Genomic DNA, 13,258 nt, shown 5'->3' on the forward strand with positions numbered 1-13,258 from the left:
TTGCTCCAGTGTTTCCGCGGATGTGTCAATAAAACCGCCGGCGCGGGCCGACATCGCGCTAGCGCGATTCCTTCACACGCGACACGAGTTGGGTCGGGCTGACGAATTGCAGCGCGACCAGCACCCATGCAAGCGTGATAGCCATGTAGATCATCGCCATGGCGTCGATGGACTGCGGCGCGCGTACGCCCGTCGAGAACACTGCGTAATACAGCGCGACGACGAGGGTTTGCGTGTCGGGTCCGGCGGTAAAGAAAGTCAGTTCGAACATGCCGATCGTGCGCACCAGCACGAGCAGCCCGGCCGCCAGCATCCCCGGCACGAGGAGCGGCAGCAGTACATAACGGAAATAGCGCAGCGTGTTCGCGCCGAAAATACGCGCCGCCGATTCCAGATTCGGATCGATCTGCTCGATGAACGGCGTCATCACGAGAATCACGAAAGGCAGCGCGGGCACGAGGTTCGCGAGGATCACGCCGGTCAAGGTTCCCGCGAGACCGGTCTGGTACATCGCCGTGGCCATCGGAATCCCGTAGGTCACAGGCGGCACCATCAGCGGCAGCAGGAACACCAGCATGCAGATGCGCTTGCCCGGAAACTGCGCGCGTGCAAGCGCATAAGCGGCCGGCACGCCGAGCGCGATGGACAGCAGCACGACCGCGCCCACCACTTCGAACGTGACCCACAGCACGCTGCCCAGCTGGAAATCGCGCCATGCCTGTGCGTACCAGTGCAGCGTAAAACCCTGCGGCAGCGGCGTGCCGAACCAGCGCGTGGCGATGGAATTCACGCCCACCGTGGCGATCAGCAGCACCACGTTGAGCAGGAAGAACACCACGCCGCCCCAGACGAGCACTTTCCAGAGGATGTCCGGCACGCTGGCGCGCGGCTTCGTTTGCGGCGCACTGGCGCCGCCAGCGGCGCTGCCGCGCTGCTCATCCGGCATATTCGCGTGCAGGCCGGCTGCGTTGCGTTGATGTGCGGTCATCAGCCTTTCCCTCCGCTCACCGGGCCCGAATAGAAGAAGCGTTTCGCGCCGAGCATCGCCGCCACCACCAACAGTTGCACGAAGCCCATCGCAATCGCGATCGTCGAGGCGAGCGAGTAGTCATAGCTTTCGAACGCCGCTTCCGAAGCCGCGATCGAAATCACGCGCGTGGGACCGGCCGGCGCGCCAAGCAGCACCGCCGAAGGAAACACCGAATACGCCTGCACGAACGACAGGCACGCAGCCATCGTCAGACCGGGCGCGAGCAGCGGCAGATAGATCAAACGGAACTGCTGCCACGGACCGGCGCCGAGCGTGGCGGCCGCGCGCGCAAGCGTCGGATCGATGCCCGTCACGTAGGACAGCGTCAGCAAAAACGCGAACGGAAAGCCCGAGACGATCAGCGAAATCAGCACGCCCCAGTAGTTGTGCGTGAGGCGAATCTCTTCGCTCGTGTACAGATGAACCGCGTGCAGCGCCTGCGGAAACCAGCCGTTCGGGCCGAAGTAGCTGAGCATGCCGTCGGCGATCAGCACGGTGCCGAGCGTCACGGGAATCACGAGCAGCGTCGTTACCAGCTTCTGATACGGTGACTTGCGGCGCAGCGCGAACGCCACCGGCAGCGACAACCCCACGTTGATGATGGTCGCGGGAATGGCCAGCTTGAGCGTGACGAACACGGTGGGCCACAACGCGAGATCGTGGAAGAACTGCACGTAGTTCGCGAGCATGCCGCCGCCGTTCATCGGCTTGAACGAGAGCACGAGGCCGTAGGCGAACGGATAGAGAAACAGCGCGATGATGAAGCCGAGCGCAGGCGCGACCAGCCAGCCGCGCGCGTCACGCGGCGCCTTGGTGAGCGACGTGACGAGCGTACTCATGCGGCACGCTCCGCATAGGCGAGTACACGCGACGGCGCGACGCGCAGCGTGGCGCGCTCGCCCGCTTCGAATTCGCCTTCCACGCGCGCCCACAGCTTGCCGAAGGGCGCATTGGCGAGCAGCAGCGAATCGCGGCCGCCGTATTCGACCATTTCGACTTCGACGTCGAAGGCGTTCGCATCGCCCGCATTGGCGCGCTCGAAATCTTCGGGGCGCATCGCCACGGAAATCTCGCCGCCGCGCACGTCGCCCATCGGAACGCCCGTGAGCGTGATACCCGATGCCGACAACGCGACATGTTCGCCACGCTCGCCGCTCACCGCGAACGGCACGACATTGCGATAACCCATGAAGCGCGCCACATGCAGATTCGACGGGCGGCTATAGACTTCCTTGGGCGTGGCGACCTGCTGCACGACGCCCTCTTTCATGACGACGATGCGATCGGCCATTGAGAGCGCCTCGTCCTGATCGTGCGTCACGTAGATGGTCGCGCGTTCGAGCTGACCGTGAATGCGGCGGATTTCCGCGCGCATTTCAATGCGCAGTTTCGTATCGAGATTCGAAAGCGGTTCGTCCATCAGCACGAGCGGCGGCTCGATCACGATCGCGCGCGCAATCGCCACGCGTTGCTGCTGGCCGCCCGAGAGCTGGCCCGGCAGCTTGCTTTCGTGGCCGACCAGTTGCACGAGTTGCAGCGCCTCGCGCGCGCGACGCTTCGTTTCCTCGCGCGAAACGCCCTGCATTTTCAGGCCGAAACCCACGTTCTCCAGCACCGTCATGTGCGGGAACAACGCGTAATTCTGGAACACCATGCCGAAGCCGCGCTTCTCGGGCGGCAGCACGTCGATACGTTGTTCGTCGAGCCAGATGCTGCCGCTCGTGAGCGGTTGCAGGCCCGCAATGCAGTTGAGCGCCGTCGATTTGCCGCAACCCGAAGGGCCGAGCAGCGCAATGAATTCGCCACGGCGAATGTCGAGATCGAGACCGCGCAGCGCGGCGAGCTGCACGCCCTCTGCGTTGGCGAAACTCCGACATACCGCGTCCAGACGCAGACGATCGAAAGAATGCTTCATGACACCTTCCTGACCCACGTGATCCACTTTTCAGAGCCAGGCTTCAGGCATTGCCCGAGACCTGGCTTCGCGCCCTTTACACCGATTATTGCGACTTCTGCGAGCCGACTTCGCGATCCCATTTCTGGAACGCCGCGACCATCGCCTGCGCCGAAAGCGGCTGGACGTGCGGATACTGCGTGAGCCACTTCGCGTATTCAGGACGGCCATATTTGGCAATCACGTCCTGGCTTTGCTTCGGCGCCATCGCGAGCGTCACGCCGTTCACGGCCGGGCCCGGATAGAAGTAGCCATCGTCGTAGGTCATCGCCTGTTGCTGCGGTTCGAGCATGAAGTTCATCAGCTTGAGCAGCACGGCGAGTTTTTCCTTCGACACGCCCTTGGGCACCACCATGAAGTGCGCATCGTTCACCCACGTCATGTTGTCGAAGGCCTGCACCTTGAACTCGGCCGGCACGATGCCGAGCGCGCGCGGGTTGATGTCCCAGCCCGTCACGGTCACGGTCATGTCGCGCGTGCCCTCGCCGAGTTCCTTCATCACCGCCGAGGTGCCGCCCGGGTAATACGGCACGCACGAATTCAGCTCTTTGAGGAAGGCCCAGGTCTTGTCCCAGCCGTTGATCGGGTCTTGCGGATTCTTGTCGCCGAGCAGATACGGCAGGCCCATCAGGAAGGTGCGGCCCGGACCCGAATTGGCCGGACGCGCATAGATCAGCTTGCCCGGATTGGCCTTGCAGTACGCGAGCAGTTCGGCGGGCGTATGCGGCGGCTTCGCGACCTTCGCGGGGTTGTATTCCACCAGCGGACCCGCGGGCATATACGACACTTCCAGGCCGTAGCCCTGCGCGAGTTCCTGCATCTTGCGCGGACCCGGCGCGTACTTGTCGAGCACGCCCGGCAGCGCCGCCGTTTGATCCGGCAGCAGCTTCATCCACAGGTTTTGCTCGATGCCCGCGGCGAGCGCGTCGGTGCCCGTGAGGACGAGATCGATATCGGCGCGGCCGGCGGCCTGCATCGCCTTGATCTTGCCAGGCAGTTGCGGCGCGGGCGCGTTGGTATAGGTGATATTGGAAACGAGATTCGGGTACTTCGCCTTGAACGCCTCGAAAGCTTTCTGCGTGAGTTGCAGATTGCCGGCCACGTCGACAATGTTCAGCGAAACAGGATCAGCCTTTGCCGCGTTCATGCCGAACGCCGCTACGGCCGCCACACAAACGGCCAGCACCCTGGCCTTCAAGCGTCCATCGAACATCGCATCTCCTCACTCTGTTTATGGAATTTTTTCTTTGCGGCTGGGCTATTTCTTTGTTCTTGCCTCGCCGTTTTTAGCCGAGGTCGTGTCTGAGCGCCGCGGTCAAAGGATGCCGAACCACACATCAAGTTGTCAAGCAACGCATCTGCCGATGTAAGAACTTTTTAAGCCTGATCTGAAAGCTTCATCGGCAGCCTTGCGAGGAAGGCGCTTGCAGCGGTTCTGCAAGCGCCTTCGCGCGAGGTTTTAGCGCTTATTTGCGCACCAGCTCGCCGTCGCGCAGACGCCACAACGCGAGCGGGTTCTCGTCCTGCAATGCCACCGGCAGCAGTTCCGCCGGCAGATCCTGATAGCAGACCGGACGCAGGAAACGCTCGATCGCCATCGCGCCCACCGAGGTCGTGCGCGCATCGGAGGTGGCCGGGAACGGACCGCCGTGCACCATCGCGTACGACACTTCGACGCCGGTCGGGAAACCGTTCGCCAGAATGCGGCCTGCCTTGCGCTCCAGCACCGGCAGCAGACGCGCGGCCATGGCGTAGTCGTCGCGATCGATCTGCAGCGTGGCCGTGAGCTGGCCTTCGAGATGCTCGGCCACGCGCACGAGTTCGGCTTCGTCGCGGCACGCCACGACGATCGACGTCGGCCCGAAAATCTCGTCCGACAACGCGTGCTGCGCGAGGAACGATTCCGCGCTGGTCTTGAACAGCAGCGGCAGCACGGCGCACTGCGCGTCCGTCTGCGTGCCTTCGGCCAGTTGCTCGACGCCTTGCGCCGTCTTGCGCGCCGCCACCGCTTCGCCATACGCCGAGGCGATGCCCGCCGTCAGCATGGTTTGCGACGGCTTGCCCGTGAGCGCCGCGCTCGCGGTCTGCACGAAGCGGTCGAGTTCCGGCGAATCGATCGCCAGCACCAGGCCCGGATTGGTGCAGAACTGGCCGACGCCCATCGTGAGCGAATCGACGAAACCCTGCGCCAGCGCCTCGCCGCGTGCAGCCAGTGCGGCCGGCAGCACGAACATCGGGTTGATGCTGCTCATTTCGGCGTAGACGGGGATCGGTTCGGCGCGTTGCGACGCGATCTGCGCCAGCGCCAGACCGCCGCGACGCGAGCCCGTGAAGCCCACCGCCTTGATGGCCGGATGCGCGACCAGCGCTTCGCCGGTTTCGTTGCCGCCGCCGAAGATCAGCGAGAACACGCCTTCGGGCAGACCGACATCGGCGACGGCCTGCTGGATGGCGCGGCCGACGAGTTCCGACGTGCCCGGATGCGCAAGGTGCGCCTTCACGACGACCGGGCAACCGGCAGCCAGCGCCGAAGCCGTATCGCCGCCCGCCACCGAGAACGCCAGCGGGAAGTTGCTCGCGCCGAACACAGCCACGGGGCCGAGGCCGATGCGCTGCGCACGCAGGTCCGAGCGCGGCAGCGGCTTGCGATCCGGCAGCGCCGAATCGAGCACCGCGCCGCACCAGCGGCCATCGCGCACCAGCGACGCGAACAGGCGCAACTGGCCGACCGTGCGGCCGCGCTCGCCTTCGAGGCGCGCCTTGGGCAGCGCCGATTCCAGCATCGCGCGCTCGATCAGTTCGTCGCCGATGCCGAGAATGCGTTCGGCGATCGCTTCGAGCAGCTTTGCGCGGGTTTCATGCGGCGCGGCGCGGAAGGCGTCAAACGCCTGCGCCGCGAGTTCGCAGGCGCGCGTGACTTCGGCCTTGCCGCCGAGCCCGAACGACGGCTCGATGTCCTTGCCGAGCGCGGGCGCGAAAGCGCGCATCTCGCCGGCCTGGCCGCGCACGGCCTGCGCGCCCAGCAGCATGTTTCCGGTGATAGACGACATGGTTGCTCCGTTCAGTTCAATCGGTTGCGAGGCGCTCAAGCGTGCGCCGCCGCCAGCGACTGCTCGAACGCCAGCAGTTCCTTCGCGGCCGCCCCGATGGCGGGCAGCGCTTCGGCCGGCGACTGTGACAGCAGCGGCAGGATCGGGCCCATGTCGGCGATACCGGAGAGCGTGACGGCGTCGTGCAGCACGCGGATCAGCGAGATGTCGTCGCGCAGCGTTTCGAGCGGCATGAAGGCGTCATAAATGCGTTGTGCTTCGTCGGCGCGGCCTTCCTTCGCGGCCTTGAGCAGCGCCATGACGGCGTGCGAAGCGATACAGCCCGAACCCGTGGTCCATGCAGCCAGGCCGAAGTCGCGCACGTGCACCAGTGCGGGACGCTCGCCCATGCCCGACACCACCTTCGAAGCCGGCACGCTTTGCAGCAGGCGGCGCAGATACGGATCGTTGGCCGGATCGGCGCGCACGATGGCGTATTTCACGGCGATCAGCGTGCCGCGGTCGATCAGGCGCACGAGCGTGTCCACATCGACGTAATCTTCGCTCTTGATATAGAGCGTGAGCGGAATGCCGGCAGCGTCGGCGATGCGCGTGAGACCGGCTTCGACGCCTGCGGGCGTGGTGAAACCGGCGAGCGGCAGCACCATGGCGGTCTGGTATTTCGTCTGCGCGAGGATGTGCGCCTGGTCGAGCATCTTGCCGTAGTCCGGGCCGATGGCCGGGATCACGCGCGTTTCCGGTGCGGTCTGCTCGGCGAGCATGTCCAGCAGTTCGCGGAATTCGCTGACGGCGACGTGGTAGAGGTTTGCGTTGCCGCCGTAGAGCAGCGTGCGGATGCCGCCCACTTCCATGTGACGGATGAGCTTGCCGTTAGCTTCAACGTCGAGCGAGAAATCGGGGCGGCGTGCCAGGGGGGGCACCGCCATCACGGTCGAAGCGAATTCGCTCTCGACGATCGGGGACACGTTCATGAGGCCTCGTGCTGGATGGGAGGGTTGTCGATGAACTGAACAGTAGCACCGGCCTCGCTTAGTTGTCAAACAACTTGGCGATTTGTTAGGGTTTGTTTGGAGGCCGGGTTCGGTGGCCTGCGCCACAAGGGATCTGAGCGATTCCCCTTTCTCATCAGATAAATACCCGCGGCGCGATGCCTTAGCAAATCCTCCCGGCTTCTGACAACCGGCCGCGCCGATTCTTCCCCTAAAAGCAACAAAAGCGGCAACGCGTCACTTGTCAGAAGACGTCCTTCGAGCTTCGCCGTTCGCTCAAGCCGAAGCGAGCTCATCGCCAGTAAGCATCTGATTCGCATAAAGAATCTGTGGCGCAAGCAGCACTATCCCACCGTCCCGCAGCCCTACCACATCCCCCGTTCCACCCCCACCCCTACAGCGACTGAAATTGATTGTTGTAAAATTCTTCGATAATAATGGAACCGGTTCCAATTACCATTGCCCCGCAATGCGGCCCAGGCTAAAAGCCGCTCCCCCGCAAACGGCACGGCCAGATCAGGCCGCGTCGAATTGATACAGAATCCAACCATGTCCGAATCTCCTCTCTCGTCACGCCGGGGCTTCCTGCGCACGGCGGTGGTGCTCGTTCCGGCAACCGGCGCGCTCGCGGCCTGTGAGGGCGGCTCGCAGCCGTCTGCGGGCGCCGCGCAAGGCGGCAGCCAGGCGAGCGCGAGCCAGTCCGCTCAAGCCGACTACAAACCCCGCTTCTTCGATGCCCGCGAATGGACCTTCCTGCGCGCGGCCGTCGACCGTCTGATTCCCGCCGATGCCGAAGGCCCGGGCGCCCTCGAAGCCGGCGTGCCCGAATTCATCGACCGTCAGATGGACACGCCCTACGCGCACGGCGCGCTCTGGTACATGCAGGGGCCGTTCCAGCAAGGCGTGCCGGAGCTCGGCTATCAGATGAAGCTGGTGCCGCGCGATCTGTATCGCCTCGGCATCGCGGCGGTGAACGCGTATTGCGGCAAGGCGTACGGCAAGGACTTCGACGCGCTCGACGCCAGCACGCGCGACGCCGTGCTCGGCGCGCTCGAAGCGGGCAAGGTCGAACTGGACGGCGTGCCGGCCAAGGTGTTCTTCGGCCAGTTGCTGCAGAACACGCGCGAAGGCTATTTCAGCGATCCGATCCACGGCGGCAACAAGAACATGGCCGCGTGGCAGATGATCGGTTTTCCCGGCGCGCGCGCCGACTTCATGGATTTTGTGAACCAGAACGGTAAGGCTTACCCGTACGGTCCAGTTTCGATCAACGGGGAGCGCACGTAATGGCGATCAAGAAACCTCATGTGGACGCGGTCGTCGTCGGCTTCGGCTGGACTGGCGCGATCATGTCGAAGGAACTCACGGAAGCGGGTCTGTCCGTGGTCGCGCTCGAGCGCGGCGAGTATCGCGACACCTACCCGGATGGCGCGTACCCGAACACCATCGACGAGCTCACCTACAACATCCGCAAGAAGCTCTTCCTCGATCTCTCCAAGACCACCGTCTCGATCCGTCACAGCGCGGCCGATACGGCGCTGCCCTATCGTCAGCTCGCCGCGTTTCTGCCCGGCGAAGGCGTGGGCGGCGCGGGTCTGCACTGGTCGGGCGTGCACTTTCGCATCACGCCGGAAGAGCTGCGCCTGAAGAGTCACTACGAAGAGCGCTACGGCAAGAAGTTCATTCCCGAAGGCATGACGATCCAGGATTACGGCGTCAGCTACGACGAACTGGAGCCGCATTTCGACTTCGCGGAAAAGGTCTTCGGCACCTCGGGTCAGGCGTACAAGGTGGGCGACAAGGTCGTGGGCGACGGCAATGTGTTCGAAGCGCGCCGCAGCGACAATTTTCCGTTGCCCGCGCAACTGAATACGTATTCGGCGCAGCGCTTCTCCGATGCGGCGAAGTCGCTCGGCCTGCATCCGTATCGTCTGCCGTCGGCCAATACCTCGGGTCCGTACACGAACCCGTATGGCGTGCAGATGGGCCCGTGCAACTTCTGCGGCTATTGCAGCGGTTACGCGTGCTACATGTATTCGAAGGCCTCGCCGAACCTGAACATCCTGCCCGCGCTCAAGCAGGAAAAGCACTTCGAATTGCGCGCGAAATGCCACGTGCTGCGCGTCGAACTCGACGATACGAAGAAGCGCGCCACCGGCGTCACCTATGTCGATCCGTCGGGCCAGGAAGTGTTCCAGCCCGCCGATCTCGTGATCGTCTCGGCGTTCCAGTATCACAACGTCCACCTGCTGCTGCTTTCGGGCATCGGCAAGCCGTATGACCCGGTCTCGGGCGAAGGCGTCGTGGGCCGCAATTTCGCGTACCAGAACCTCTCGACCATCACCGCGTTCTTCGACAAGGACACGTACACGAATCCGTTCATCGGCGCGGGCGGCAACGGCGTGGCCGTGGACGATTTCAACGCCGATAACTTCGATCACGGTCCGCTCGGTTTCGTCGGCGGCTCGCCGCTGTGGGTGAACCAGGCGGGCGTGAAGCCGATCAGCGGCATCGCTACGCCCGCGGGCACGCCCAACTGGGGCTCGCAGTGGAAAAAGGCCGTCAAGGACCACTACGCGCATACCGTGTCGATGGACGCGCACGGTTCGAACATGTCGTATCGCGACGTGTTCCTCGACCTCGATCCGACCTATCGCGATTCGTATGGCCAGCCGCTCTTGCGCATGACCTTCGACTGGAAGGACAACGACATCAAGATGGCGCAGTACGTGACCGGCCAGATGAAGAAGATCGCCGAGGCGATGGGCCCGCAGTCCATCAACGTCTATACGCGCGAATTCGGCGCGCACTTCGATTCGCGCCGTTATCAGACCACCCACCTCGTGGGCGGCGCGGTGATGGGCACGGACCCGAAGACCAGCGTGCTCAATCACTATCTGCAGAGCTGGGACGTGCATAACGTGTTCGTGCTGGGCGCATCGGCCTTTCCGCAGGGCATCGGCTACAACCCGACGGGTCTGGTTGCCGCACTCGCGTACTGGTCGGCGAAGGCCATCCGCAATCAGTATCTGAAGAACCCCGGCCCTCTGGTGAGCGTGTGACGAGCCGTATGAAGACGATCTTTTCCCCCACGCGCATCGTGCGTCGTGCCGCACGCCTGACGGTTGCGGCCGCAACTATCTCGGCGGCTGTGCTGGCTGCGCCGCTTTCGGCCAGCGCCGCCAATGCCCCCGCCGCCAGCACCCAAGCCGACGCCGCGCTCGTCGCGCACGGCGAATATCTCGCACGCGCCGGCGACTGTATCGCCTGCCACACCGCGAAAGGCGGCAAGCCCTTCGCGGGCGGCCTGAAATTCGACACACCGATCGGCGCGATCTATTCGACCAACATCACGCCCGACGCCAATACCGGCATCGGCAAGTGGAGTTACGCGGATTTCGGCAAGGCGGTGCGCGAAGGCGTGCGCCCGAACGGCGACACGCTGTATCCGGCGATGCCCTACCCGTCGTACGCGCGCCTGTCCGATGACGACATGAAGGCGCTCTACGCGTACTTCACGCAGGGCGTCGCGCCGGTTGCGGCGCAAAACCGCGCGGTGGACATTCCCTGGCCGATGTCGATGCGCTGGCCGCTGGGCATCTGGCGCACGATGTTCGCGCCGAAGGTGCAGGCCTTCGACGGATCGCATTACAACGATGCAATCGTGTCGCGCGGCGCCTATCTCGTGCAGGGTCTTGGCCACTGCGGCGCGTGTCACACGCCGCGCGCAGCGACCATGCAGGAACGCGCGCTCACCGATCTCGAAGGCGACGATTTCCTCGCGGGCGGCGGCCCGATCGACGGCTGGGTGCCGTCGAATCTGCGTGGTAATCCGCGTACCGGCATCGGCACCTGGAGCGAAGACGATATCGTCCAGTTTCTGAAAACCGGCCGGAATCTGCATACCGCTGCGTTCGGCGGCATGACCGATGTGGTTCAGCACAGCATGCAGTACATGACCGATGCGGATCTGCTCGCGATGGCCCGCTATCTGAAGACGCTGCCGTCGAGCGACGCGAAGGAAACGCCCTACGCCTACGATGCCGCCGCCGGTCATGCGCTGCAAAGCGGCGACGCCAGCGCGCGCGGTGCCGCGGTCTATCGCGACAACTGCATGGCCTGCCACCGCAGCAACGGACGCGGCTATACGCGCGTGTTCCCGGAACTCGGCGGCAATCCCGTCGTGCAGGGCACGGATGCCACTTCGCTGATCCACGTGCTGCTCACGGGCGCCGCGCTGGAAGGCACGAAAGCCGCGCCTTCGACCTTCACGATGCCGCCGTTCGGCTGGCGACTCTCGGATCAGGAAGTCGCCGATGTCGCCACCTTCGTGCGCACGAGCTGGGGCAATACCGGCGCGCCGGTCAGCGCCGGTGACGTTGCCAAGGTGCGCAAGACGGTCAGCATCGTCACGCCCGACACGCCTCCGGGCGCGTCGTTCAAGCGCTAAGGATGCAATCCAGGCCTTGAATTCAGGCCTTAAAGCGCAGAGGTTTTCGCGCGCGGCATCGCGCCGCGCGCGGAAAAATCACTAGCGCTTTCTGCGCGACTCCGTAAAATCCACGCCTTTTTTCCGCGCGCAGGCCGCGGGCCGTCTCGCATCCGCACGCGAGACGGTCTGTTCCTGCGCGCATAACAAGAGACCGCAGCATGGCGGTCCGCCTCTCATCGAGACAACACATGATGAAAAAACACCTGATCTCTGCACCGATTCTGATGTCGCTCGCGGGCGTCGCGGCGGCGCAGGGCTCCGTTACGCTCTACGGGATTGTCGATGCGGGTATCACGTACCGCAGCAATGAGCGCACCGGCAGCGCAGGCGCCTATCAAGGCCACTCGAACCTGGGCGTGACGAGCGGCAATCTTTCGGGCAGCCGCTGGGGCCTGAAGGGCAAGGAAGATCTGGGCAACGGTCTGGCGGCGATCTTCCTGCTGGAAGACGGCTTCGACATCAGCAACGGCACCTCGGGTCAAGGTGGCCGCCTGTTCGGCCGTCAGGCATTCATGGGCCTCACCGACAAGCAATACGGTTCGCTCACGATGGGCCGCCAGTACACCTCGCTCAACGACTTCGTCGCGCCGGTCGCGCCGGTCAGCGTGGTGGGCGGCTTCGGCGCGCATCCGGGCGATATCGACGATCTGGATCAGACCACCCGCGTCGACAACTCGATCAAGTACACCAGCGCGAACTACTCGGGCTTCACGTTCGGCGCGTTGTACGGCTTCGGCGGCCAGGCCGGCAGCCTCAAGCGCAAGAACACCTGGAGTGTGGGCGGCGCGTACGCGAACGGCCCGCTGCGCGTGGGCGTGGGCTACGAGCGCTCGGACAACAGCAAGACCAGCACCGCGGACAGCACCTACGGCAAGTGGCAAGGCACCTACGACGGCACCTTCAACTCGTCGATCAACGAAGGCTACGCGAGCGCGCAATCGCAGCAGGTGATCGCAACGGGCGCGACGTGGGACTTCGGCACCGCGCTGGTCGGCGTGAACTACAGCAACGTGCAGTACAAGGCCGGCACGAACTCGCTCTACTCGGGCACGGCGACCTTCAACATCGCCGGTGTGTTCGGCATGTGGAACGTGCAGCCGCGCACGCGCCTGTTCGCGGGCTACAGCTACACGCGCGGCAGCCACGTCGATGGTCAGGACGATGAAGCGCAGTACCACAACGTCTCGCTCGGCGCGCTTTACGATCTGTCGAAGCGCTCGACCGTGTATCTGCTCGCGGGCTATCAGCACGCTTCGGGCATGACGCTCAACGCGCTCGGCGAACCGGTGGCGGCCACGGCATCGGTGTCGGACAAGGGCAACAGCCACTCGTCGGCGGCCCAGTCGCAGGCGATCGTGAGCGTGGGCTTCCGCCAGAAGTTCTAAGCATCACCATGCAAAAGAGCACGCGGCGCAACTGCGCGGCGTGCCCTTTTGCGGTTCGTCCAATGGGCGAACCTGCACCTCTATCGATCAGGAATCCCGACTAATATGCCGGCTCAGTGCAGCACTTCCGGGCGCGCGAGCAGACCGATGAATTCATCGATCGACAGCGCCGGCGCAAGCTCGGAAAGCGTCGAGTAGATCACGGTATCGTAGATCGCGGAACCCGCGGCCGATTCGAGTTCGACACCCGCCGCAGCGGCGCGATATTCCGCGCGCTCGTGGGCGATCGAGAGAATCAGTTGCGCTTCCGATTTGGAAAATGGCGTCTTCATATCCTGGCTAACGGCGGCGCGGATGG

At 64.3% G+C, this 13,258-nt stretch carries 11 protein-coding genes; 4 read left to right on the forward strand and 7 right to left on the reverse strand.

Features of this window, described 5'->3' with window-relative positions; translation table 11 throughout:
* Positions 1 to 58 precede the first annotated feature (58 nt).
* The 6 genes from U5A67_RS07015 to U5A67_RS07040 form a co-directional block, all read right to left on the reverse strand.
* On the reverse strand, positions 59 to 946 hold the full coding sequence (locus U5A67_RS07015) for an ABC transporter permease (RefSeq protein ID WP_205982968.1): 888 nt from the start codon (positions 944 to 946) through the stop codon (positions 59 to 61).
* A gap of 41 nt (positions 947 to 987) precedes the next feature.
* Positions 988 to 1,869 carry an ABC transporter permease gene (locus U5A67_RS07020; RefSeq protein WP_205982913.1) on the reverse strand — a complete coding sequence of 294 codons (882 nt, stop codon included), beginning with the start codon at positions 1,867 to 1,869 and terminating at the stop codon, positions 988 to 990.
* Positions 1,866 to 2,945, reverse strand: coding sequence for an ABC transporter ATP-binding protein (locus U5A67_RS07025; protein WP_205982914.1), 1,080 nt, complete (start codon positions 2,943 to 2,945; stop codon positions 1,866 to 1,868). Before U5A67_RS07025 ends, U5A67_RS07020 begins: the two co-directional genes overlap by 4 nt.
* An 85-nt stretch (positions 2,946 to 3,030) precedes the next feature.
* Positions 3,031 to 4,131, reverse strand: a complete 1,101-nt coding sequence (locus tag U5A67_RS07030) for an extracellular solute-binding protein (protein ID WP_241023412.1) — start codon at positions 4,129 to 4,131, stop codon at positions 3,031 to 3,033.
* Between the two features lie 319 nt (positions 4,132 to 4,450).
* Positions 4,451 to 6,034 carry an aldehyde dehydrogenase (NADP(+)) gene (locus U5A67_RS07035; protein ID WP_321813497.1) on the reverse strand — a complete coding sequence of 528 codons (1,584 nt, stop codon included), beginning with the start codon at positions 6,032 to 6,034 and terminating at the stop codon, positions 4,451 to 4,453.
* Positions 6,035 to 6,069: 35 nt separating this feature from the next.
* Entirely contained in the window at positions 6,070 to 7,005 is a 936-nt protein-coding gene (locus U5A67_RS07040) for a dihydrodipicolinate synthase family protein (protein WP_321813498.1), read from the reverse strand.
* A 567-nt stretch (positions 7,006 to 7,572) separates the two neighbouring features.
* Between U5A67_RS07040 and U5A67_RS07045 the strand changes: the two genes are divergently transcribed.
* From U5A67_RS07045 to U5A67_RS07060, 4 genes are all read left to right on the forward strand, one after another.
* Positions 7,573 to 8,310 (forward strand): gluconate 2-dehydrogenase subunit 3 family protein, encoded by a 738-nt coding sequence (locus U5A67_RS07045; RefSeq protein ID WP_205982918.1) that lies wholly within the window; start codon positions 7,573 to 7,575, stop codon positions 8,308 to 8,310.
* Positions 8,310 to 10,085 carry a GMC family oxidoreductase gene (locus U5A67_RS07050; RefSeq protein WP_321813499.1) on the forward strand — a complete coding sequence of 592 codons (1,776 nt, stop codon included), beginning with the start codon at positions 8,310 to 8,312 and terminating at the stop codon, positions 10,083 to 10,085. Before U5A67_RS07045 ends, U5A67_RS07050 begins: the two co-directional genes overlap by 1 nt.
* An 8-nt stretch (positions 10,086 to 10,093) precedes the next feature.
* On the forward strand, positions 10,094 to 11,473 hold the full coding sequence (locus tag U5A67_RS07055) for a cytochrome c (RefSeq protein WP_321813500.1): 1,380 nt from the start codon (positions 10,094 to 10,096) through the stop codon (positions 11,471 to 11,473).
* A gap of 233 nt (positions 11,474 to 11,706) precedes the next feature.
* Complete coding sequence (locus U5A67_RS07060) at positions 11,707 to 12,900, forward strand: porin (protein WP_321813677.1); 1,194 nt, start codon at positions 11,707 to 11,709, stop codon at positions 12,898 to 12,900.
* Between the two features lie 113 nt (positions 12,901 to 13,013).
* Here the strand turns inward: U5A67_RS07060 and U5A67_RS07065 are convergent, their stop codons facing one another.
* Complete coding sequence (locus U5A67_RS07065; protein WP_205982921.1) at positions 13,014 to 13,232, reverse strand: hypothetical protein; 219 nt, start codon at positions 13,230 to 13,232, stop codon at positions 13,014 to 13,016.
* Between the last annotated feature and the right edge of the window lie 26 nt (positions 13,233 to 13,258).

The organism is Paraburkholderia sp. J69-1, assembly GCF_905220255.1.
Classification (GTDB): Bacteria; Pseudomonadota; Gammaproteobacteria; order Burkholderiales; family Burkholderiaceae; genus Paraburkholderia.